Raw genomic sequence first — 22,376 nt, forward strand, 5'->3', positions numbered from 1 at the left:
GTGTCGACGGTCAGAAACGGAACGCAGGCCAGGGCACCGACGGGGCGCGATCCGACGGGGTCGGCCGGGCTGTCTCCGCTTCATTGTTGGTTTGATGGAAGCTATTCTGGTCTCCGGCGACGATAGCGTCCAATACAGTTTTAGGAAGATACTGATTCCGTTCTAGAATAAGTCGACTTGGTCCTCCCCTTCTTCAGCCCACGCGCCATGCTCGAACTCCGTACCCTCCGCCTCTTCCTCGTGCTCGCCGAGGAGCTTCACTTCGGCCGCGCCGCCCAGCGCCTGCTGATCTCGCAGCCGCCGCTGACCAAGCACATCCAGCAGCTCGAAGAAGACCTCGGTGTGCTGCTTTTCGATCGCAACCGCCGCACGGTGCGACTGACGCCGGCCGGCTCAGCGCTGGTGCGCGAAGCGCGCCGCATGCTCAACCAGCTCGACGCCACCGTGGAGGCAGTGCGCAAGGCCGAGCACGGCGAGACCGGCCACCTGCGCATCGGTTTTGTCGCAGCAGTGCTGTACATGAACGTCGAGCGCATCGTGCAGAAGTTCGAGCAGGATATCGGCGAGATCGATATCACCTGGGAGGAGACCAGCACCGCCGAGCAGGTCGATGCGCTGCAGCGCGACCGCATCGACCTGGGGTTCGCGCAGATCGGCACGCCCCCGGGCGAGCTTCGCGCCCATGTCATCCACAACGAGCGGCTGGTGGTCGCGTTGCCGGCATCGCACCCGTACGCCAAACGTAAGCGAATCGACCTGGTGCGGCTAGCCGAGATGCCCTTTGTCACGATCCCGCGCGACAGTGCGCCGGCGTACTTCGACCTGGTGACCTCCACCTGCGTCCAGGCCGGCTTCAGCCCGCATATTCGGCATTACGCCAAGCATCTGCTGTCAGTGGTCAGCCTGGTGGGGCTGGGCCGCGGCATCGCGCTGGTACCGGCCACGCTCGCCAAGGCTTCGCTGCCCGGCGTGGCCTTGCGCGACCTCACCGGCGAGCCCGCCATCGCCGAATATTCGGCGATCTGGAATCCCGACAACAGCTCACCAGTGCTACAGCGCGCGCTGCGTTCGCTCGGGGTGCCACAGGCATAATCCGGCTTCAGACGACGGCCTCGGCGGCGGACAGGATGTGGCGCACCGGCGTCGTCCCCAGCTTGCCGAATGCGTCGATCAGCACCTCCGCCTGCTCGGGCGCAAGCACGTCCGCCGTCAAGGCGCGGAACTTGCCCCGGATGGCTGCCATGCGCGCCGGATTCTCCCCGGAGCCCGACGGGTTAGCCTGGTACGCACGCAGCGGCTCGCCGTCCTTCGACATCAGCTCCACCCAGCCACAGAAGCTGGCCGGATATAGCGCGTCGAGTTCGGGGTCGCGTACGATCTCGATCGCGTTGGCCAGCGCGACGATCTTCGGGTCCGCCAGGCGGGCCTGCCCGAACTGCGCCGGCAGCACCTCGCCATCCAGCAGCACCACGGCCAGCGCGTAGCGGGCGCTCATTTGCGCGTTCAGCACACTGCCCGGCGCGTAGCGGTAGCCGCATTGCACATCGACAACGGTCGGCATGCCGACGCGAATCGGCCCCTGACCCGCCCAGTCGGCACGCAGCCGCAGCGCACAATCGACATGCGCATGGGCACTGCCGCAGCAAGCATAGGGCTTGAAATTGGTCCTGGGCATATGCCAGTCGCTGCCCAGCCCTTCCAGCAGCCTGTCCGGTTGAGGCGACTCCGAGAACGCCTTGAGCCAACCGCCGTCCCCGGTCTCGAACAACTGCGTCGGGCCGGTCAGGCCGCGCGCCGCCAGTTCGGCAGCCATCACGCCGGCTTGCGCGCCGCGCCCGGGGTGGAAACGCTTGGAATCCGTGCCGTCGCAAGCGAACGCAAACAGTCCGCCCGACTGGGTGCCGGCAAGACCCAGCGCCCACGCGGTGCGCTCTGCGTCGAGCCCCTGCATCACCGCCGATGCCGCTGCCGCGCCCAGCGGCGCGCACACGGCGGTCATATGCCATCCCTTCATCCTGGCCAGCGCCGGCTGCAGCGCCAGTGAGCAGCGGATCATGGTTTCGTAGCCGACGGCAATAGCGGTCTCGACCCGCTCGGGCGGCACCTCGAGCGTCTCCGCCAACGCGAAGACCGCCGGCAATACGACTGCGCCCAAGTGGACCTTTGCATTGTGAAAGTCGTCCAGCTCGTAGGCGTGTGCAGCGGCGCCATTGACCAGCGCGGCATCGGCGGCACGGTACGTCCTACCCGGCCGGCCCCATGCGCGTGCCCCGCCACCGCACGGAGCATGGTAACCATCGTCCGCCCAGCCACGAATGGCCTGGGACCAGGGCTCGTCATGCCCGGTCAGGCCGGCGCCGAACGTATCCAGGGAGAGTCCGGCGACCGCCTGCCGCACCGCGTCCGGCAGGTCGGCATTACGGATGCCGGCGATCCATCCTCCGAGCTCGCGGGTGATGGCCATTGATTGCGTTTGCTGATGCATGCTTGCTTGCCCTTGTCCTTGCCCTTCGCTCAATCGATACGGATGCCGGCTGCCTTGACGATGCCTGCGACCTTGTCAATCTCATCCTTGATCACCACCTTGAACTGCTCAGGCGTGGACTGCACGGTTTCAAAGGCCAGCTCGTCGAAACGCGTCTTAAGGCTGGCTTCGCGCACAGCCTTGTTGACCTCCTGCGACAGCTTGCGGGTGATGTCCGCAGGCAGGTTGGCGGGACCCCAGAGCCCGTACCACGACAGCAGCTCAAACCCAGGCAGGCCACTCTCGGCAACGGTCGGCACGCCGGGAAGCTGCGGGATACGCTTGCTGCTGGTAACCGCCAGCACCTTCAGCCGCCCCGCCTTGACGAACGGATACGCGCCTGGCATCGGCGACACCGCCGCCGACACGTGACCGCCCATCACGTCGTTCAACTGCGGCACGGCGCCCTTGTATGACACGATATCCATCTCCAGCTTGAACGCGTGGCGGATCATCTCTTCGGCCAGGTGGCTGGTTGTTCCTAGCCCGGAGGTGGCCCAGGTGTAGGTCCGCGGCCTGGCTTTCGCCAGCTTGACCAGGTCGCGCAGCGAGTTGGTGGGGAGGCTGGTGTTCGCGACGACGATCAGCGGCACGTGCCCCACCTGTGCGATCGGGGTGAAATCCCTGATGGCGTCGTAAGGGGCGTTCTTCGCGACCAGCGGCAGATAGACCTGGCTGGAGGCATTGACGAGCAGCGTATAGCCGTCAGCCGATGCCTTCGCCACCGCTTCGGACCCGATCATGCCCGACGCGCCCGGTCGGTTCTCGATAACGATCGCTTGCCCAAGCTGACGCTGCAGTTGTGCAGCCACCAGACGCCCGACGGTATCGATCGAGCCGCCCGGAGTGTAGGGGATGATCATCTTGATCGGGCGATTGGGATACGCCTCGCTCGCGAACGCCAACGGCTGCGGTCCGACCATCAAGGCCATCATCGCCATCGCGCCGATCACCCCCAGCGCCGCACGCCGCCCTGTTCTGCCTGTCCTGTTCATGGCTGTCTCCTCGGTTCTTGCGCGGTTTACAAAGGCTTACGGACCCTTCCGTCCGCAGGGCGCCGCGCTATGCAGGCCACTGTAGGGACGGGCCGGCAGACCGTCCAATACTGTTTCGCACCATGAGTTATAGGGCTGGCATATGACACGGCACGGCGCTACCCTGCGTTGGTTGCGGCTATCCTATTGCCTTGTCCCGCAAGGAAATCAGCACCATGGAACTCCGGCAACTCCTCTATTTCGTGACCGTCGCGGATGAGTTGAACTTCAGCAAGGCCGCGGTGCGGCTGCACATGTCGCAGCCACCGCTCTCCCAGCAAATCAAGGCACTGGAGGACGAGATGGGCGTGGAACTGTTGGTACGCAATCGCCGGGAAGTCCGCCTGACTGACGCTGGCCGTGCCTTCCGGGCAGACTGCCGCACCGTGCTCGAACAAGTGCGCGTAGCCGTGACCACCGCGCGGCGCACGGCGGCCGGCGACATCGGCACGCTGCAGATCGGCATGGTGACGTCAGGCATTTTCCATGTGCTGCCCACCATCCTGACGCGCATGGCAGAGCGTTTCCCCGGGCTGCATATCGCCGTGACCGACATGGGCTCGGCCGACCAGGCGCATGCCGTGATGCAGGGCAAGCTCGATATCGGCATCGTGCATTCTGTTCCGACGCGCGGCGGCCTCGGCAAGGCGCCGATCTTCACCGAGTATTTCACTATCGTCGTGCCCGAGGGCCACGAACTCGCCGCCAGGCCTGCGCTGGCGCTCCGCGACCTGGAGGGCGTGCCGCTGGTGGCATTCTCGCGTGAGCACGCGCCGGCGCTGTTCGACGGCATGATCGCCTCATGCCTGCATGCCGGCTTCAGTCCCGTCATCGCGCATACGGCGCGCAATCCACTGACCACCTTCCAGATGGTCAAGCTCGGCCTGGGCGTGGCGCTGGTGCCGCGTTCCTACGCCCGTGCCGGCCTCCCCGGCGTGGTGTTCCGCGAGATCGGCCGGACCGCTGGCCACATCCAGCTCTATGCAATCTGGCGCGAGCAGGCGCCCAGCGATCTGGTGACGCGGGTCGTGAGCGAAGTGATGAGCGAACCGATCGGGGACTAAGCCGCCTCTCGCGACGTCAGTCAAGCCACCGTGCTTTGCGCCGGAGATAGCGCAGCCACATAATCGGTGATCGCGGCCACCACCTCGTCCAGCCGCTCCGGCAGCAAGGCGTGCGCGGCATCGCGGATGGTGAGGTTGGTCACGCGCTCGCCCAGGTAGTCACGCAGCACATTGGCATAGCGCTGCGGTGCAATTACATCGTACTCAGCCTGCACATTCAGGATCGGCACGTTGCCGCCGGCGAAAAAGTCATCGACCGGTGTGCGCTTCTGCGCCAGCGTCTGCATCGTCATCAGCTCCGTGTTCCAGCCCTGCAGCCACGGTGCAGGATCATTGCACGGCGCGAAGAATACGGCGCGCAGGCTTTCCAGGCGCACCGCATCCGGCAGGCTAGTATCGCCGCAACGCTCGATCTGGGCGCGTACTTCCGGCGGAATCGGCACGGCATCGACGTCCTCCGGCACCTTGCCCGCCGAGCCGGCTAGCAGGACCAGCGCGCGCACCAGGTCAGGCCGGTCGCTGGCTAGGGTGCGGGCGATCCAGTTGCCATGGGCATGCCCGACGATAACGACCGGCGCCTTGCCGGCATGCTCGATCACAGCCGCGATATCGCCTGCCCAGTCGTGCAACGTCTTGTCGGCAAGCGGGCCGAAGCTGCGGCCATTGCCGCGCGGCTCCGGGCAGAGCACGCGATAGCCGGCAGCCGCAAGCGGCTCGGCCAGTTCCAGCATGTCAGTTGCGCCGCGGCCGAGCGACGGCAGCAAGACGATAGCCGGGCCGGCGCCCAGATCGTAGACCTCGATGGAGATCGCTGCCGAGCGCGGTACTACGTAGCGCCGGACTGCGCTTTGCTTATCGGCGCGCGATGTTGCCTGCGCTTGCTGCTCCGTGTTGCCTGGCATAGCCCTGTTCTCCTCAGTGTACCGGTCAGGACAACGGCGTCCTGCACCTTGTCCGGCCCACTGTACCGAGCCCACAGTGTAAATTCCAATATGGAATCTAACTGACAGTTATAGGGCTGACGTCGATGACAGGACTAGAATACGAGCCCTTGCTGAAATGCAGGCGATTACTTCCGCGCAACCTATTGCATACAGGTCAACACGGCTCTCGAAACGATTCAACGCTCTTTGCCGACGGCATCAACGATGATTCCCGAACCACGCCCCTCCAGCGCGCCAACTCAGCCGCCACTCGTGCAGCGAGCTGTTTAGGAAAGCCAGGCTCAGGCGCCGCGCCATAGCTCTCAAGGCCGAGCTTAACCTCCGGATCCTTCAGCACTTCATTCAGGGCGCAATTTAGCTGATCCACCTTCGTTGCAGGAGTCGCTGCCGGGGCGAAGAGAGCGTACCACTGCGTCATTTCCATCCCGGCAATGCCAAGCTCCGCAAGCGTCGGTACCTCAGGCAGGCCGGGGATGCGTTGTGAAGCGGCGACCGCAAGTGCATGCACTTGGCCAGCCCGCAACGGGCGATAAGCGGTAAGCAGGCTGGAGAACATGAGCTGCGAGCGTCCATCGATGGTCGATGCGATCGCGGGCGCCGCCCCTTCGAAGGTGTTACCGCGCATCGACGTGCCGGTGGCGAGCTGGAACAGCTCGGCAGCAAAGTGCGGCGGCGTCCCGTCGCCCGCGGAAGCATAGCTAAGGCTGCGGGGCGTTCGCCGCAGGTTGTCGATCAGTGTGCGCAACTCAGCCGGCGTCTGGGCGGGATTTCCAACCAGGAGTATCGGCGACGAGCCGATCAGCCCTATCGGCGCGAAGCTGTCGATGGGATCGTATGCGACCTGCTGAAGCGCGGGGTTCATCGCGTGGGTCCCCACATAGCCGAGCAATAGGGTCTGGCCGTCTGGCACCGCTCGTGCCACATACTCACAAGCGATCCCGCCGTTGGCGCCGGCACGATTGTCGATGATTACGTCCTGCCCCAGTAGGCGTGCGAGCCGTACGCCAATAAGGTGCGCCACCGCATCGTTGCCGCCACCCGCGCGCGTCGGCACAATGATCCTAAGGGGCTTCGATTGCGAAACTTGGCTCACCTGGCATGCCTGTTCTGGCCGCGAGAAGACATAGTCTGGCAAGTGGAGTTGCCCATCCATGATTTTCCGTGCCGTTCGAACGAGTGCAGCACGAGTCACAGTTGCTTCATCCCCCTCGCCTTCCAGTTCCACCTCTACCTCAATACGTCCGGCGGGATGCAAAACCACCAAGGCATGCTGCCCGACCAGGCGGCTGTGCTCGCTAGCAACCGTGCCTGGCAAAGCGAACGCGCTGGCCACGCCGATGGCGCCCGTAACGGCATGAGATGCATGGCATTTGCGCGGCGTAAAGTAGCGCGAAGTGATGCTATTCGGCGAGTCGCCGGGACTGACCAGCACGGGCTTTGGAATGACGCTGTCGGAAACATCGCCGAGTCCCATCATCTGTCCGGCCCGCAACCGGAGCGCCTCCAAACGCTCGAGAAGCGCGGCGTCATTATCAAGAGTGGCAGGCGCCTCGCGCCCGCTGACTCCCAGGTCGCGCGCTCGAACAATCATTAAAGGCATAGCTGCGTCAATGCAGGTCACCTCGATCCCATCGATCAGGTCGATGCGTTTGCCAGTGGGGAATATCTTGCCGGTCACGGCGCCCCAAGCGTCGAGGAAGTCGAGCAAGATCGGTGCCCCAGTTCCAGCAACGCCATCGATCCGGGTGTCGCCGTCATAGCTTACGCGGCCTCCCGGCGTACATACCGTCACATCGATCCTGGCGCCCGTATTGACGTTATGAACGCGGACGCGGGTGGATCCATCCTGGGCAGAGATCAGTCCCTGCTCGATGGCGAATGGGGCAACACCGGAAAGCATATTGCCGCAGTTTGGCCGCGTGTCCACCGAGCAATTACCTACGCCGACCTGCGCGAAGAGGTAGTCCAAATCACACCCGGGTTGCGTCGATCGGGAAACAATGGCGACCTTGCTATTGAGCGTACTGCCACCGCCGACGCCATCCAGTTGCAGCGGATCCGACGCGCCGATCGCGCCAATCAACGCTTGGTCGCGCGCCTCATCGCCTTCCGGTAGCCATTCGCGCAGGAAGAACGGGCCGCGCGAAGTGCCAGCACGCATCAGCACGCAAGGAATCGTCTTGCTCATCTCAGTCTGCCTTCAGCTTTGCCGCTTGAACCACCGCTTTCCACTTGGTCTGTTCCTGTTGCATAAAGGTGCGCATTTGACTAGTTGTCATGACCGAAACTTCCGCGCCCTGGCCCTCCAAGCGCTGCGCCACGGTCTTGTCGGCCAACGCCTGATTAAGCGCCTTGTTCAGCGTCTCCACGATTGGAGCCGGGGTGTTTGCCGGTGCAAGAATGGCGTACCACTGTGACACATCGACATCGTTGATACCTTGTTCCTTCAAGGTCGGCAGTTCCGGCATCAGCGCTGAGCGCTTGCTGCCCGCGATACCGACGGGCTTCAGCTTACCGTTCTTCAACTGCGGCAACGCGGTAAACAGGCTCGGAAACATCACCTGCGTCTGTCCGGCGACCGTGTCATTTATCGCCGGCGCAGATCCCTTATAAGGGACGTGGAGCATGTTTGTGCCAGTGGAGAGCTTGAACATCTCGGCCGCGAAATGAGGGGCTGTTCCATTGCCGGCAGATGCATAGCTGAGCTTCCCAGGCGCCGCCTTGAGCAACGCTACAACTGCCTTTGCGTCTGCGGCCTTCAGACTCGGATTGACCACCATCACGGTGGCCGACGAACCGACCATACCGACCGGCACGAAGTCCTTGATCGGGTCATAGCGAAGGGTCTGGAGCGCTGGGTTCATCGCATGGGTGGCCACATAGCCGAGCAGCAGCGTGTAGCCATCAGGAGGGGCGCGCATCACGAATTCGCTCGCAATGGCCCCATTGGCGCCAGCCTTGTTGTCGACCACGACGGTTTGCTTGAGGATCGATGACATGGCTTGGCCGACCACACGCGCCATGGCGTCGTTGCCTCCCCCTGCGGCAGTGGGTACCACCAGGGTGATCCGCTTTTCCGGGTATGCGGCCAGGACGCTGGTCGCAGTGAGCGCAGCCGCGATGGCAAGCCCACTGAAGAAAAGCTGCTTGGTAGATTGCATTTGTCTGCTCCGTAATGTCGTTATGCCGTCGGCCGGCCCGGCCGCATGCGTATAGTCGTCATTTCGCGCTCTTAAGTGAATTGAGTTTTTAGGATCAATTGATGCACACTGTGGATCAGTGACTCAAGGCACGGGAGAACGAGCAATGACCATCAACTTCAACCTCAACGATCTTCAGGCGTTCCGAGCAGTGGCAGAACTGAACAGTTTCCGCAAGGCGGCCGCGTCCCTGCATGTGTCCCAGCCAGCGTTCAGCCGGCGCATTGAGAAACTCGAAGAGGCACTCGGTGTCCGCTTACTGGAACGCACCACTCGCCGGGTGAGTCTGACTGCCGTCGGTCGGGAGTTCGATCGAAAGGTTAAGGACTTACTCGATGAACTGGACCAGACGTTGCTTGGCATACGGGGCGTGACGACCACACGCATGGGGGAAGTGACCATCGCCTGCGTACCCTCGACGGTCTATTACTTTCTGTCGCAGGTTATCGCCCGCTACCATGCCCAATATCCGAAGATCCGGGTCAAGATTCTCGACGCCAGCGCAAACGAGGTGCTGACAGCGGTGTCGCGCAGCGAAGCGGACTTTGGCCTCAACTTCGTGGGTGGACAAGAGGCGGACATTGAATTCAGCCCGCTACTAGAGGAACGGTTCGTGGCGGCCTGTCGCCGCGATCACCCGCTCGCAAAGCGACGGCAAGTCACATGGGCAGATCTTGCTAAGTATGATTACATCTCGGTCAGCAAGGCATCAGGCAATCGGCTACTCCTGGATCAGGCACTGTCCAACGTGCAAGGATTGCCTCAAAGTATCTATGAGACTCAGCATGTGACCACCACACTGGGCCTCGTGGAAGCCGGCCTTGGCATTGCTGCGGTGCCATCGATTGCCATGCCGGGACCGGACCATCCCCTCCTCGTCAGCGTGCCGCTAACCGATCCCGTTGTCACGCGCAAGATTGGTCTGATACGCCGCAAAAGCCGCGCACTGACGCCAGCAGCGCAGCAGCTATTTGACTTCCTCAGCGAGAGCAGGGCAGTGCGTACCAAAGGCGCCGGTCGCCGGCGCGGTCGGTAACCGGCACGGTGTTTCGGTCCGTGCAGGACTCACTTCCTCCGGTTCCGATGCGCCTTTCCGATCGCAGATCAGCAGGAGATGAGGTCGGGGCGACTCGCGTGCTCGGCCCGCTGATGACCGCGTCAGCAGCGCGGTACTAATATAGGCCTAGGCGCGACTCGACAACACCCGGTCGACCATTACTCCAGCTTGGCCCAGACTATTTGCCGGTTCGCACATCGCCTCTAACTGTTCGCGCGACACGTGGCGGCTGATCTCCGGGTGGGCCGCGAGAATGTCGATCAACTGTCGGTTAGTAGTGATAGCCTCGCGGCAGAGGTCGTAGACGAGGTCATGCGCGTACTCGCGGCCGATGTAAGGACCAAGCCCCATCATCACGGCTTCGGACATCACTAGACCGTTCGTGATGTCGATATTCGCACGCATGCGGACTGCGTCCACCTCCAATCCCTGCAGAACGAACTTCGCCTGCTTCAAGGCGCCAGAAATCAGACAAAAGATCTCGGGCAGCGATACCCATTCGATCTCCCACGGTCCGGTGGAACGCTCGTGGTCGGCGACCATCGCGTCCATCAGTGCAGCCGCATGCTGTCGCGCCACCGAAATGTTGGCATGGATGTACAGACAGGAGATCGGATTGCGCTTCTGCGGCATGGTTGACGACGAACCACGCCCAGGGGCGAATGGCTCGAACACCTCGGCAACTTCCGTCTGCATCATCAGTTTCACGTCCATCGCGATCTTGCCTAGGGAACCACCGACAAGACCGAGAAAAGCGCCAACCTCGGCGAGGGTATCGCGCACCGTGTGCCAGGAGATCAGCGGCTGCACCAGACCTAGTTCTTTCATCAATGCCGCCTGTGTTTCCATGGCGCCCATCTGCAGCGAGGACAACGTACCTGACGCCCCGCCGAACTCCCCCATCAACACGCGAGGCTTGAGTTGCTGCAGCCGCTCGCGATGGCGATCAATGCCGGCAAGAATGCTGGCCATCTTGTAGCCAAAAGTAATGGGCGTTGCCTGCTGCAGGTTAGACCGGCCAATTACCGGTGTGTCGCGGTACCGCTTAGCCAGCGTCGCGAGTGCGTCGGCAATGTCGTCAAGATCCGTCTCGATGAGTGCAAGGCCCTCACGCATCTGCAGCACCGCCGCCGTGTCCGTAATATCTTGAGTCGTGGCACCCCAGTGACAGAACTCGCCGAGCCCATCCCGGCAGTTGCCGTTTATCTGGTTCACCACCGCAATAATGGGATAGCCGATCTGCTCGGTCTTGGCCTTAAGCTTTACCCAGTCAATTTTCGATAGTTCACAGTTTCGAACGATTTCTTCTGCCGCTTCCTGTGGGATGATGCCAAGCTTACCCTGCACCTTTGCCAACGCACGTTCGATGTCGAGGTACTTGGCGGTTCTGTTTTCGTCGGACCAAACCTCGCGCATACGTACGTCGCTGAACATATCGCCAAAGATGCGCGAGTCGATGATGGTGGAAGCCATAGTGTTCTACCTCTCCATTAGAGTCGGATGTGTCGCCGGCCGACAAGGGACTATCACACAACGCCTTCCGCGTGCATCGTCGCGATTTCGTGGGAGGCGTATCCAAGTTCCGTGAGAATCGCGTCGGTATGCTCGCCCAATGCCGGTATGGGATCCATGCGGGGCCGTTCGCTCCATGTACCAGGCGGCAAAAGTGCCGGCAGCACGCCCTTCGGCGAGTCGACTTCGGTCCAGCGGCCGCGCGCGCTCAGCTGCGAGTGTTCCCAGACGCCCCGCATGTCGTTGTAGAGCGGTTGGTCCAGACGAAATGCGACGCCATGCCGCGAACGCGTTCGTCGTATCCGCGGGCGAAGTCGCCGACGCCCGGCCGCTCGATTTTGATGACACGTGCACCGAGATCGGCAAGCTGGCGCGTAGCGAACGGCGCCGCGATAGCGTGTTCGAAGGTGACGACCGTCAGGTCTTTGAGGGGTTGCATCGTGTTTTCCCGTTGGGCTAATCAGCGCAGAACCGCGGTGGCATCCATGGTCAGCAGGCCCTCATGGTCGGACGCCCACAAATGAATGGTCTTGCCGTCTGCCTGAGGTTGCCCGCTAACCAGGAACGGGTGGAGGTCGAAGGTCGGGCGTACTGCGCGGAAGCGGAAGCTGGCCACGTCGGCATCGGGCAGCTGTCGGCGCAGCAGATCCAGCAGCAACGTCGCGATAAGCGGGCCGTGGACGATCAGGCCAGGATAGCCTTCGACCCCGGTCACATAGCGGCGGTCATAGTGGATTCGGTGCCCATTGAAGGTCAGCGCCGAATAGCGGAACAGCAGGACGTCGTCCGGCACGATCTGTCGCTGCCACGCTGCTTGCGCCGGCGCAGCCTGGGGCGTGGCCGGCACATCGCCTGGCTGCTGGGCTTCGCGGTAGACGATGTCGTGGAACTCCACCAAGGCCGGCTCCGCGCCCCCTTCCGTGCATACCTCGTGACGGACCTTAACGAATACCAGCTTGCCGGTCCGCCCCTGCTTGCTAGAGACGTCATCGATCGTCGAAGTGCGCAGGATTCGGTCGCCCACCCGGAGAGGAGCTCGGAAATCGAACTGCCCCCCGGCCCACATGCGTCGCGGGAGCGGCACGGGAGGCAGGAACCCTCCGCGCTTAGCATGGCCGTCCGGCCCGATCTCGCTCTGGCGATGCATGGGCAAGAAGTAGAGCCAATGCCACAGTGGTGGCAGCGGCGTGCCCGCCGGTTGCGCTGCCGCCGGATAGTCCAACGTTGCCCGCAGCGCCGCAATGGGTGCGGCGGTAACCGTGTCCTGCTGCCGCTCGCTGCGTCCGATCCATGTCTTAGGGTCAATTGGCTGTTCTTCCACTGATGACTCCTTGCATTATGTGGTTGCCTTGGCTCACACCACATTGTGAGTACGCGCCCTTGCGGACGGGGTTGCATATTCGATATAGATGCGAATTCCTCAATACACTCGCTGGCTCGACACGCCCATCTATAAGCGCAATTGATCGCGCCACTCAGAATCGATGTCGCAGACCGATACCGCCGCCTACTTTGCTTCCCTTTACGCCCATGAAAGCAGGGAGTGCATAGGCTCCGCTAATGCGGTTGAAATCTACCTCCGCGTAAACGTCCGTACGCTTTGAAAGGTTGTAGTCGGCGACCCCCGTCACCATGATCCGGCTCCCGGAAGCGTTGCGCTGCCGGTCGTAATGTGACGCCACCGATAAGGTCAGGGCTTGGGTGGCCGACACTGCAAAGCCGCCCGTGAATACGTCGTTGCGGGTCGGACTTACGTCAAATCGATTGTTCAGATAGCCGAAGGTCAGCTTGACTATCCCCCACTGATAGTTGCCGCCCAAGCCCCACACCTTTCTCGCCTCGGGTGTCGTTAGTGCATTTGCCTGTTGCCAGAAGCCGCCGACGTCCACCGGTCCCTGCTTATAGCCCAGGGAGACGCCATAGCTGGAACTTGGCTTCATCTGGCCGGCCACCTCGCCAAAGGTATAGTGCGCCCCCGCCGATAGCCCGCCCCATTGCCCGAAGTACTTCGCCATGTTGTCCTGGCGCGGCCCCGTATAGCCGTTGAGGATAGTAACGGCGTCCAGATTCGGATGCCCATTCGGCTGGAAACGGGACGTCGCATCGTAGGCCGTGGTGAACTGCCGCCCAAAGGTCAGCTTGCCGAGGGTGTCGTGGTTCAGCCCCACCCAGGCCTGCCGTCCGAACAAGCGTCCCTGTCCGCCCGTGCTTTGCTGCCCATAGTTTGCCGTCGCGGTACCCTGCAACGATTTCCCAGTCGTCGGATCAAAGCCGCTTTCCAGATTAAAGATGGCGGACAGACCTCCCCCGAGCGCCTCGTTGCCGCGCATCCCCCAGCGCGAGCCGTTGAAGTACCCCTCGGTCAATTCCGCCAAGTTGTTATCGCCCGCATTATTGTTGGAGTAGCGGACCATGGTATCGATAATGCCGTATAGAGTTACCCCAGACGACGTCTGCGCTTGAACGGGACCGGTGATGATGATCCCAAGGACAGTTGCAGCTGCAACCCTCCTGTTCGCCCCATTCCCTCGCGCCAGCATGATGCTCATTTGATCTCCCTTGGCTTGTTATGGTGTTTCGCCGTTCCTTGCAGACGGGCAGGGTGGATGGCGATTTGCAGCCAGTGTGGACGGATCAGCAGAAAGGGGGAATTGCAATGTTTCGAAGAATTGATGCAGCTAGCGCATCAATGTAGAATGACCGACCTCACCGGCTAGGGGTGGCCAGATTCGCTCAGAAGGAGGCTAAAAACGCCAACCAAAATCTATGGGCCGGAGATTCAATGTGGGAAGCTTCGGGAAGCGCTTATTTAAGGTTGCTCTGTACCAGTGCGTGCGTTACTTTGCCGGCGAGCCGTAGAACAAAGGAAAGTTGGGTCTTCCACGATTTGTGTGACGACGGCGAACTGGCGCGGAGGATCTTGTTGCGAGGAACGGCCTCGTCTCCCCGCCGCATTACCACCGCGCACCTCGCATTCAGGGACCACGGCAAGCAGCGGCTTCCCTATTAACTGTGTGCTGCGCGCCAGAACATCACTGGTATAACGTACGCCATGTAGATTGATGTGTGGCCTGATCCCATGCCGAGGAGCCCGCACGGAGCATCGCTTCGCCGATTGCTTGCCGCGAATGAAATGCTCCATCGCCTCAAGCGGCGTGACGTTGTTCAGACCGGCATGGGGCGTACCGTGGTAACTTGCAATGGCGTATTCAACCAGTTCCTCCAATTCATCGAGCGACACATACGCACCAGCTTGTGACATGGCTGCCCGACCATCGTCGCCGCACGCTTAATGCGTCATCCTGGCTCACCGCCGCCCTCTCCCGCGCGCGGGAGAGAACAAAGAATACCGGCAGCGTGCGAGACTCATCGGCACAGCGCCCGCATACGCGGACACTCCCCTAACGCATCCGTGCTGTGTTCTCCCACACGACGCCGCATCACACGCAGCCACGCCCCAAGCCGACGCAGCGAACGCGGCGCCGAGGTTTGCCACAGGTTAAAGCGAGCGCGCGGCCCGTCGCCCGACAGCCACACGCGATACCCCTCAGGCAGTGCCAGATCGGTCCCCGGCTCTCCAGATATCGTTGGGATCGCCCTCGCCTGTCACCCAAAGCTTGCCCGCCACCGCACAGAGTCTGTCTGTAGCCGGCTCGCCAGCTGACGGTTTGCCCGGGCTCGTCCAGTTCGAAAGTCCTTAGTTCTTGCATGATCGCTTCCCCATCAGCCGACGGTCACGCTCCGGCGCAGGTCCCGGGATGCCGGTTTCCCACGCCGCGGTGCGCACGCCCCTCGGTCAAAGCTTAAGAGCATTCGCACCGATGATTGTGCCGATCGCAGTGCAAGATACGGCAGTCAACTGCGTTTTGGCGTGGCTTACGAGCAGATTGTTGGAGCCCCTGAGCACTCGCCGTTCTCCCGGCGACCCTGGGATTAGCCGCGAGGCGTGGACGCCTTGCCCTTGCGCCGACGGGAAGATCTCGTATGCAGACGGCTGAGTATCCCGTCGAATGTTTCGAGCTGGCGCGTAATCTCCGCCTGGCCATGTTCAATCAGAAACGCTCGAAACGCCATGGCAACACGTGGAATTCGCACGCCGGGAAGGTTCAGGACATACCAGTCGCGCTCAATCGGGTTGTCCTTGAGTGGCAGCAGCCCGATCAGCCCTGCCTGGAATTCCAGCGTGCAGGCATGCAGCGAGAGGAAGGCAACACCCAGCCCTGCCGCCACCATGCGCTTGATGGCGGCATTGCTTGATAGCTCGGAACCCAGGGGCAAGCGGTGCCCCGCCTCCTTGAAAAGGCGCTCCACCGTATTGCGCGTGCCAGACCCCCTCTCCCGCACCAGCAAGTTGGCGTTCAGCAAGTCTTTCAGAGAAAGATTCCTGCGTGACATCAGCGGATGATCCGGCGCGGCGATGAACGCCATGGGGTGCTTGGCAAATGGCGTCGCATGGGTGCGCACGTCGCTGGGGGGCCGGCCAATGATGGCAAGGTCGATTTCGTGCATGGCCAGCATGCGGATGATCTCCTCGCGATTGCCTACACTGAGCTTGATCTTGACCTCGGGCCGTTGCCCGGTGAATGCCACCAGCATCGGCGGCAACAGGTACTCTGCCGTCGTAATCGCCCCAACCCGTAGCGTACCGGCCTGGTCCCCTTTGAGCGCGGCGACTTCTTCGACCGCGTCGCGCCACAAGCGCAGCATCTGGCCGGCATAGCCGGCGATGACCTCACCGGCAGGCGTCAGTTGCATCCCTCGGCCGACCCTTTGCACGAGCGGCGTACCGGTCGCTTGCTCCAGAAGACGCAACTGCAATGACACCGTCGGCTGCGTCAGGTGCAATTCTTCAGCCGCCCGCGAGACACCGCCCAGGCGTGCAACAGCATCGATGGCATTCAGTTGCCGGAACGTGGTGGATCGATTCATATCAAAAAACCAATGGGTCGGTTTTGATTATCAATTTTTTCGTATGAGCCCGCTACCTTATAGTGGGCAGCATGGAAACGCAATCCACGCCACCCCCTAGATTGAAGGCTCTTAGAAGAGAGAACGGCAATGTCACCTGAACTGCTTGTATTCGCACTGGACGACGTCATGTCCCGGCTTGACGATCCACACCAAGGCCAACCCAAAGAAGAGCGCGGCGAAGCGTGGCGAGCCTCATGCGCTCGGCAAGCTGCCACGTCAGTGCAAGATGTCGCACACGCTTTCAGCGAACTTCGCCTGACGACAGGTTCGGCAAACAGCGAAACGGTGCGGGAGCACGCGGAGGCCGCGCAACTGGCGTATGAGAAGCGCTTCATCGCCGCGTGCGCTCAAGGTTGGTTTGGGATCGAAGCACAGGCGCTTGCCCGGATGGAAGACGCCGCGCTCGACGGGGTGCGCCTTGCACTGGGCTCCAGGCTCTCGTCCAGGATGGTCTGCGCATTGATGGAATCAACGCTGGGGCCAGACTGGGTCGACCGGTTTTCAGTTGTGGCCACCGCAGACGCCCTGTCCGGGCACCAGTCGGAAGACGAGTTGTATCGCCTGATCTTGCGCACGACGGGCGTACCGCCACAGCATGCGTCGCTGGTGACGGCATCGAGGCGCTGTAACGAAATCGCGCGTCGCCTCGGCATGCAGGTGGAAAGACCCAACGCGCATGACGGTGCATTCGCAAGGCGGAGCGACAACGGTAGAGAGGCATGGCCGACGCGCGATACACGTTCTCGAGGTGCACCGCGCACGGCTCCCTCCGCCGCTCCTTAGCTGACTTCGGAAGACCAATATGAATACAATCGTCGTTGTTGGCGGTGGCGCCGCCGGTTTGCAACTCGCCATTGGACTGGGGCGCACGTTAGGGAAACGCCGGCGCGCCAGGGTGATCCTGGTAGACCGCAGCCCGACGCATCTCTGGAAGCCGCTGTTGCATGAGGTGGCCGCCGGAACGGTCGAGCCGACCGTTCACTACACCTCCTTCGCGCTACAGGCCGAACGCAATCATTTCGAGTTCATACAGGGGGACCTCGTTTCCGTGGACCGGTCGCACCGCGTGATATCCCTGACCCCCGGCGGCGAAGCAGATACGTCCGGCGCGCGCATCCGGGAGCTGGCATATGACAAGCTAGTGCTCGCGATCGGCGGTGTTACGCAGTACTTCGGCGTGACCGGTGCACGCGAACATGCGCTGGCGTTGGACAGCGTCAGCGGCGCTGAGCGCGTGCGCGAGCGCCTGCACGCCGCCCTGCGCCGCAAATCAGCCGCCGCGTTGTCGCCCAACAGCGAGGCAAACAAGGTACGGGTGGCTATCGTGGGTGGTGGAGCGACCGGCGTCCAGCTAGCCGCGCAATTGCGCCGCACCTCCTTCCTGCTGAACCGCTATGGCGTCCATCAGCTCGACCCTTGCCGTGACGTGGATATTGCCGTGCTCGAAGCGGCTCCGAGTCTCCTGCCAGGGATGGATGGCGAGCTTGCGGCCCGGGTGGCACGGCAACTCGCCAAGCAGAACATCGGCATCGCCACCGGGCAGCGCGTGACTGCGGTCACGCCGCAAGGACTCACGCTTAATGGCACCGAGGCGGTCGATGCGGACGTCGTCGTCTGGGCCGCAGGCGTCGCTGCGCCGGCGCTGGTCGCGTCGTTTGGCCTGGCTGTCAATGAGAAGGGACAGGCCCGCGTGGGCCCTACGCTTCAGTGCCTGGATGACGAAGACGTCTTCGCGATCGGCGATTGCGCCAGCTGCCGGCCCGCCAATGCGGCAAAGGAGCTCCCCACGCGGGCACAGGTCGCCTTCCAGCAAGCCCTGTATCTGGCGGACGCGGTGCCGCGGCATCTGGCGGGCAAGCCGGTACGGCCCTTTGTCTTCCGGGACTATGGATCGCTGATTTCGCTGGCGGGTGGCCTGGCGGTCGGTTCGCTGGCCTCGGTCAAGGGTATTTCGGGCTGGTATGTGGAGGGACGTCTGGCTGGCCTGCTACACAATGCCATTTATCGTCGCCACATCGTCTCGATTAACGGCTGGCGCCGGGCCCTGGCAATCTCGATATCGCATGGGCTCGAGCGCTGGCTGGGTGCGGGGACGCGGCTGCATTAAGGTTTGCCAGCAGCCCTAATAAGGCCGTCCACCGCTTCAGGTGGACCGGCTTTGTTTATTTGTCGCTCCCGGGACGGCCAATCAGCGCAAGTCCAGCGACACCAGCCGTGCACGCGGTTTAGGATTTTTTGCTGATTTCGCCAAACAATTCAGCACCATCGACTAGATAGCTGCCGATACGATAGCGAGCATACCCAAGGGAAGATCCCACGGCAGTTATTTCTCCGTCATGACGCGTGCCGAGCCCGCCACAGGCAACACCGCAGCACAAATTTCGCCCCAAGCATGCCCCGCCCCATTTCCGTGACCATCCATCTGTCGGCGCTTGCCAACAACCTCGCCGTTGCGCGTCGCGCCGCGCCCGCATCGAAAGTGTGGGCCGTGGTAAAAGCCAATGCCTACGGCCATGGCATTGGCCGGGTCTACCCTGCGCTGGCCGATGCCGACGGTTGCGCGCTGCTGGACCTGAACGAGGCAGCATTGCTGCGGGACCTGGGCTGGCGCAAGCCCATCCTGCTGCTGGAAGGATTCTTCGATGAAAGCGATATTCCGCTTCTCGCGTCATTGCGGCTGAGCACCGCGGTACATTGCGAAGACCAGTTGCGAATGCTGGAGCTTGCCTCGCGCAGCGCGCAACTGCCTCCACAGTCGCTCGATGTCTGCCTGAAGCTGAATTCGGGCATGAACCGGCTTGGCTTTTGCCCGAGCGACTACCGGGCGGCCTGGCAACGGCTGCGCAACATTCCCGCGGTGAAGTCAGTCACCCACGCGACCCATTTCTCGGATGCGGACGCGCCGACGGGCACCGCCGATCAGCTGGCGGTTTTCCGTGCCGCTACGCTGGGCTTGCCCGGCGAGATATCGGTGGCGAACTCCGCAGCAACGTTGTGGCATGCGGATTGCCACGCCGACTGGGTACGCGCCGGGATCCTGCTATATGGTGCGTCGCCATCGGGCCGGCCCGATGACATAACGGAATCCGGCCTGCAGGCAGCGCAGACGCTGGCGAGCAAGATACTGGCCGTACAGGAGATTCAGCCGGGCCAGGCCGTAGGCTACGGATCGCACTATGTGGCGTCGCGTCGCCAACGCATTGGCATTGTGGCGTGCGGCTACGCGGATGGTTACCCGCGCACGAGTTCTTCGCATGGCGATCACTTTGCCCCCGTGCGCGTTGGAACGCGCTTGACTCGCACGGTGGGCCGCATTTCCATGGATATGCTTGCCGTCGACCTCACCGACTGCCCCGAGGCCACCATCGGCACCCCGGTCGAGTTATGGGGCCGGCACGTCCCCATCGACAGTGTCGCCGCGGCCGCGGGGACCATCGGCTACGAGCTGATGTGCGCCGTCGCACCTCGGGTACCGGTCAAAGTGGCCAACTGATTGCGCTTCCGTGCGCCTTGCACCGGTATTCTGATTTCGGTGTGGCCGCTCGGAAGTGCAGGGGTGACGTGCGCGCACCGGCCTACTGCAACCTGATACCGCTCAGGTGGAAGGGAACAGCTTTTCGATCGGATAGTGAGTCTTGACGAAAGGCGACTTGATCACGATGAAGCTGAAGTACTTTTCGATCCCGATATTCCGTTCCAACAGACTTTCCATCAGTTCCTGGTAGTGGCTGACACCACGGGTGATGAACTTCAGCAAGTAATCGTAGCCGCCACTGACCAGGTGGCATTCGATAATCTCGTCCACAGCGCTCACCGCCCTCTCGAAGCGCACGAAATCCTCGCGATGGTGGTCCTCCAATGTGACCTCCGTAAACACCGTAAGAATGTCGCCGAGCTTATCCAGCCGAATATCGGCGCTGTATCCGCCGATATAACCCGCCTGCTCGAGCCGTTTGACGCGAATCAGGCAAGGGCTTGCCGACAGACCCACTGAATCGGCAAGGTCGACGTTGGTTATCCGGCCGTTTTTTTGCAGGTGGGCAAGAATCCGAAGGTCGAGGCGATCAAGTTTGATTGGCGCGGACATGGTCTTTCAAGCCTGGAATGACTGCATCACATTGTCCCGGTCCGATCCGGCGAGGGCAATCGGGGCGCGCCCGGACGATCTGTTGGATAGGGTATTCCCCAAGATTGTTGCGGTGCACAGGCACCCTTATCGTGCACATGGCATTCAATGCCGAACCATACACCCGAAACCGCAGCTTTCACTGTCCTCGTCCGGAATACCCCGCAAATTCGTCGGTGACACATGCTTCAATACCCAGAAGACGGTGATGGGCTGACTTGAGAAGCCGTGCGAGGGATTGACCGCCGCCGGCAGATCACGCGCATCCCAGCGCCTTGCACCCATGGTGCACGCGCACCCAATACGTCAAGGCACGCCGGCTGTCAGCGATGATCCGGCAGGCTGGGCCGACCTACGAGGAGACCTTCATGAACCTGTTCATCTTGCGTCTGCTGGCGCGGCGTGTCGGGCTGGCGCTGATCTCATTGCTGGCCGTCTCGGCCATCGTCTTCGCGATCACGGCGGTACTGCCCGGCGACGCCGCCCAGGAACAGCTCGGGCAAGACGCGACCCCTGAGGCCCTGGCCGCGCTGCGCAGCCAGATGGGCCTGGACGTGCCGGCGCCGGTGCGCTATGTCCACTGGCTGGGCGGCCTGCTGACCGGCGATGCCGGCGAGTCCCTGGCTACCCACATGCCGGTGTCGGAGGCCATCGGCAGCCGGCTGCCCAATTCGCTGCTGCTGGCTGGCCTGACCGCGCTGATCTCGGTGCCGGTGGCGCTGGGCCTCGGCATCCTCGCGGCGGTCTATCGCGGCACCTGGTTCGACCGCGGCGTCAGCCTCGGCGCAGTCGCAGTGGTCTCCGTGCCCGAATTCCTGGTCGCCACGCTGGCGGTGTTGCTGTTCGCGGTCCAGCTGCGCTGGCTGCCGGCACTGGCCTATGTCGGCAACGACGAATCCTGGGACAAGGTGCTGCGTTCGCTGGCCATGCCGGTGCTGACACTGTGCTGCGTGATCGTCGCGCAGATGCTGCGCATGACGCGCGCCGCGGTGATCGACCAGCTGCAGGCGCCCTATATCGAGATGGTGCGGCTCAAGGGTGCCTCGTCCACCCGCCTGGTGCTGTTCCACGCGCTGCCCAACGCCATCGGCCCGATCGCCAATGCCGTGGCACTGAGCCTGTCCTACCTGCTGGGCGGCGTCATCATCATCGAGACCATCTTCAATTACCCGGGCATCGCCAAGCTGATGGTCGACAGTGTCGCCCAGCGCGACATGCCCGTAGTCCAGGTATGCGCCATGATTTTCTGCGCGACTTACCTGACCCTCGTCACGCTTGCCGATGTATGCGGCATCGTCGCCAATCCGCGTCTGCGTTACCGCTGATGCCCTGAACGCCATGCAGGAGCCGCGCCCCGTGTCCACCACCACCAACACCACCCCGCTCGCCAGCGCCACGGGGGTCTCCCCGGCTGCGCTCGGCACTACCGATAAAAGCTGTGGCCGCCCGCGACGTCCCCGGTTAGGTATTAGCGGATGGATCGGCTGCGTCATTCTTCTGGGCTGGCTTCTCGCTGCCATCTTCGGCCCGATCCTGATCAACCCGGACGCAGCGGCCTCGGGCGAATTCCAGGTCTTCGGGCCGGTCAGCGCCCACCACTGGCTTGGCACTGACTACCTGGGCCGGGATATGCTCGCGCGCGTGCTGCTCGGCGCGCGCTATACGGTCTGCCTGGCGCTGGTCTCGACCCTGTGCGCAAGCGGCATCGGCATCACGCTCGCGCTGCTCGCCACCGTCAGCGGCCGCTGGATCGATGCCTGCCTGAGCCGCGGCCTCGATACGCTCACCGCGATCCCGAGCAAGATGTTCGCGCTGATCATGGTCGCCGCCTTCGGCTCCTCGGTGTGGATGCTCGCCATCACCGCGGCCATCATCTACGTTCCCGGCGCGTATCGCATCGCGCGCTCGCTGGCGGTCAACATCAACGCGATGGACTACGTGACC

20 protein-coding genes and 1 pseudogene are annotated in these 22,376 nt (G+C 62.6%); 8 read left to right on the forward strand and 13 right to left on the reverse strand.

The features are described 5' to 3' along the window. Positions 1-207 precede the first annotated feature (207 nt). The gene (locus tag K309_RS37620) at positions 208-1,092 is read left to right on the forward strand and encodes a LysR substrate-binding domain-containing protein (RefSeq protein ID WP_035878468.1); all 885 of its coding nucleotides are present in this window, start codon (positions 208-210) and stop codon (positions 1,090-1,092) included. A 7-nt stretch (positions 1,093-1,099) separates the two neighbouring features. Here K309_RS37620 and K309_RS37625 read toward each other — a convergent pair whose 3' ends face one another. Next, a complete protein-coding gene (locus K309_RS37625) occupies positions 1,100-2,464 on the reverse strand; it encodes an MmgE/PrpD family protein (protein ID WP_051320637.1) in 1,365 nt (454 codons plus the stop codon). 50 nt (positions 2,465-2,514) lie between these two features. Further along, complete coding sequence (locus K309_RS0127490) at positions 2,515-3,519, reverse strand: Bug family tripartite tricarboxylate transporter substrate binding protein (RefSeq protein ID WP_029049365.1); 1,005 nt, start codon at positions 3,517-3,519, stop codon at positions 2,515-2,517. Positions 3,520-3,734: 215 nt separating this feature from the next. Here K309_RS0127490 and K309_RS0127495 point away from each other — a divergent pair, with 215 nt between their 5' ends. Beyond that, on the forward strand, positions 3,735-4,622 hold the full coding sequence (locus tag K309_RS0127495) for a LysR family transcriptional regulator (protein ID WP_029049366.1): 888 nt from the start codon (positions 3,735-3,737) through the stop codon (positions 4,620-4,622). 20 nt (positions 4,623-4,642) lie between these two features. Here the strand turns inward: K309_RS0127495 and K309_RS0127500 are convergent, their stop codons facing one another. The 3 genes from K309_RS0127500 to K309_RS0127510 form a co-directional block, all read right to left on the reverse strand. After that, positions 4,643-5,524 carry an alpha/beta fold hydrolase gene (locus tag K309_RS0127500; RefSeq protein ID WP_029049367.1) on the reverse strand — a complete coding sequence of 294 codons (882 nt, stop codon included), beginning with the start codon at positions 5,522-5,524 and terminating at the stop codon, positions 4,643-4,645. A 196-nt stretch (positions 5,525-5,720) separates the two neighbouring features. After that, positions 5,721-7,754, reverse strand: a complete 2,034-nt coding sequence (locus tag K309_RS0127505; RefSeq protein WP_029049368.1) for a 4-oxalomesaconate tautomerase — start codon at positions 7,752-7,754, stop codon at positions 5,721-5,723. Position 7,755: 1 nt separating this feature from the next. Continuing rightward, positions 7,756-8,727, reverse strand: coding sequence for a Bug family tripartite tricarboxylate transporter substrate binding protein (locus tag K309_RS0127510; protein WP_029049369.1), 972 nt, complete (start codon positions 8,725-8,727; stop codon positions 7,756-7,758). 145 nt (positions 8,728-8,872) lie between these two features. Between K309_RS0127510 and K309_RS0127515 the strand changes: the two genes are divergently transcribed. Beyond that, entirely contained in the window at positions 8,873-9,802 is a 930-nt protein-coding gene (locus K309_RS0127515; protein WP_029049370.1) for a LysR family transcriptional regulator, read from the forward strand. 147 nt (positions 9,803-9,949) lie between these two features. Here the strand turns inward: K309_RS0127515 and K309_RS0127520 are convergent, their stop codons facing one another. From K309_RS0127520 to K309_RS0127545, 7 genes and pseudogenes are all read right to left on the reverse strand, one after another. Further along, positions 9,950-11,296, reverse strand: coding sequence for a class-II fumarase/aspartase family protein (locus K309_RS0127520; protein WP_029049371.1), 1,347 nt, complete (start codon positions 11,294-11,296; stop codon positions 9,950-9,952). A gap of 286 nt (positions 11,297-11,582) precedes the next feature. Next, positions 11,583-11,774 (reverse strand): annotated as a pseudogene (locus K309_RS44115) (CoA transferase); the annotation flags it as partial. A gap of 21 nt (positions 11,775-11,795) precedes the next feature. After that, complete coding sequence (locus K309_RS0127535; RefSeq protein WP_369796529.1) at positions 11,796-12,656, reverse strand: HTD2 family dehydratase; 861 nt, start codon at positions 12,654-12,656, stop codon at positions 11,796-11,798. Positions 12,657-12,810: 154 nt separating this feature from the next. Next, positions 12,811-13,884, reverse strand: a complete 1,074-nt coding sequence (locus tag K309_RS0127540; RefSeq protein WP_029049375.1) for a porin — start codon at positions 13,882-13,884, stop codon at positions 12,811-12,813. Positions 13,885-14,144: 260 nt separating this feature from the next. Further along, positions 14,145-14,576, reverse strand: coding sequence for a hypothetical protein (locus K309_RS44120; protein WP_369796530.1), 432 nt, complete (start codon positions 14,574-14,576; stop codon positions 14,145-14,147). Between the two features lie 306 nt (positions 14,577-14,882). Further along, entirely contained in the window at positions 14,883-14,963 is an 81-nt protein-coding gene (locus K309_RS44125; RefSeq protein WP_369796531.1) for a hypothetical protein, read from the reverse strand. A gap of 305 nt (positions 14,964-15,268) precedes the next feature. Further along, positions 15,269-16,264, reverse strand: a complete 996-nt coding sequence (locus K309_RS0127545; protein ID WP_029049376.1) for a LysR family transcriptional regulator — start codon at positions 16,262-16,264, stop codon at positions 15,269-15,271. Positions 16,265-16,393: 129 nt separating this feature from the next. On the opposite strand from K309_RS0127545, the gene K309_RS0127550 reads away from it, so the two are divergent. From K309_RS0127550 to alr, 3 genes are all read left to right on the forward strand, one after another. Beyond that, positions 16,394-17,089, forward strand: a complete 696-nt coding sequence (locus K309_RS0127550; protein ID WP_156914462.1) for an HAD family hydrolase — start codon at positions 16,394-16,396, stop codon at positions 17,087-17,089. Between the two features lie 19 nt (positions 17,090-17,108). After that, positions 17,109-18,413, forward strand: coding sequence for an NAD(P)/FAD-dependent oxidoreductase (locus K309_RS0127555; protein WP_029049378.1), 1,305 nt, complete (start codon positions 17,109-17,111; stop codon positions 18,411-18,413). A 285-nt stretch (positions 18,414-18,698) separates the two neighbouring features. After that, entirely contained in the window at positions 18,699-19,799 is a 1,101-nt protein-coding gene (gene alr, locus K309_RS0127560) for an alanine racemase (RefSeq protein ID WP_029049379.1), read from the forward strand. 102 nt (positions 19,800-19,901) lie between these two features. Here the strand turns inward: alr and K309_RS0127565 are convergent, their stop codons facing one another. Next, positions 19,902-20,393, reverse strand: coding sequence for an Lrp/AsnC family transcriptional regulator (locus K309_RS0127565; protein ID WP_029049380.1), 492 nt, complete (start codon positions 20,391-20,393; stop codon positions 19,902-19,904). Between the two features lie 407 nt (positions 20,394-20,800). Between K309_RS0127565 and K309_RS0127570 the strand changes: the two genes are divergently transcribed. Then, positions 20,801-21,757, forward strand: coding sequence for an ABC transporter permease (locus K309_RS0127570; protein ID WP_029049381.1), 957 nt, complete (start codon positions 20,801-20,803; stop codon positions 21,755-21,757). 31 nt (positions 21,758-21,788) lie between these two features. Further along, the coding region (locus tag K309_RS37630) for an ABC transporter permease (RefSeq protein WP_232232507.1) at positions 21,789-22,376 on the forward strand (588 nt) is incomplete at its 3' end.

It is taken from the genome of Cupriavidus phytohabitans, from assembly GCF_000426345.1.
Lineage (GTDB): Bacteria > Pseudomonadota > Gammaproteobacteria > Burkholderiales > Burkholderiaceae > Cupriavidus.

Bases quoted from the DNA above. Each gene is read 5' to 3' on its own strand.
- K309_RS37620 (WP_035878468.1), top strand. From the start codon at position 208: ATGCTCGAACTCCGTACCCTCCGCCTCTTCCTCGTGCTCGCCGAGGAG.
- K309_RS37625 (WP_051320637.1), bottom strand. From the start codon at position 2,464: ATGGCCATCACCCGCGAGCTCGGAGGATGGATCGCCGGCATCCGTAAT.
- K309_RS0127490 (WP_029049365.1), bottom strand. From the start codon at position 3,519: ATGAACAGGACAGGCAGAACAGGGCGGCGTGCGGCGCTGGGGGTGATC.
- K309_RS0127495 (WP_029049366.1), top strand. From the start codon at position 3,735: ATGGAACTCCGGCAACTCCTCTATTTCGTGACCGTCGCGGATGAGTTG.
- K309_RS0127500 (WP_029049367.1), bottom strand. From the start codon at position 5,524: ATGCCAGGCAACACGGAGCAGCAAGCGCAGGCAACATCGCGCGCCGAT.
- K309_RS0127505 (WP_029049368.1), bottom strand. From the start codon at position 7,754: ATGAGCAAGACGATTCCTTGCGTGCTGATGCGTGCTGGCACTTCGCGC.
- K309_RS0127510 (WP_029049369.1), bottom strand. From the start codon at position 8,727: ATGCAATCTACCAAGCAGCTTTTCTTCAGTGGGCTTGCCATCGCGGCT.
- K309_RS0127515 (WP_029049370.1), top strand. From the start codon at position 8,873: ATGACCATCAACTTCAACCTCAACGATCTTCAGGCGTTCCGAGCAGTG.
- K309_RS0127520 (WP_029049371.1), bottom strand. From the start codon at position 11,296: ATGGCTTCCACCATCATCGACTCGCGCATCTTTGGCGATATGTTCAGC.
- K309_RS0127540 (WP_029049375.1), bottom strand. From the start codon at position 13,884: ATGAGCATCATGCTGGCGCGAGGGAATGGGGCGAACAGGAGGGTTGCA.
- K309_RS0127545 (WP_029049376.1), bottom strand. From the start codon at position 16,264: ATGAATCGATCCACCACGTTCCGGCAACTGAATGCCATCGATGCTGTT.
- K309_RS0127550 (WP_156914462.1), top strand. From the start codon at position 16,394: ATGTCACCTGAACTGCTTGTATTCGCACTGGACGACGTCATGTCCCGG.
- K309_RS0127555 (WP_029049378.1), top strand. From the start codon at position 17,109: ATGAATACAATCGTCGTTGTTGGCGGTGGCGCCGCCGGTTTGCAACTC.
- alr (WP_029049379.1), top strand. From the start codon at position 18,699: ATGCCCCGCCCCATTTCCGTGACCATCCATCTGTCGGCGCTTGCCAAC.
- K309_RS0127565 (WP_029049380.1), bottom strand. From the start codon at position 20,393: ATGTCCGCGCCAATCAAACTTGATCGCCTCGACCTTCGGATTCTTGCC.
- K309_RS0127570 (WP_029049381.1), top strand. From the start codon at position 20,801: ATGAACCTGTTCATCTTGCGTCTGCTGGCGCGGCGTGTCGGGCTGGCG.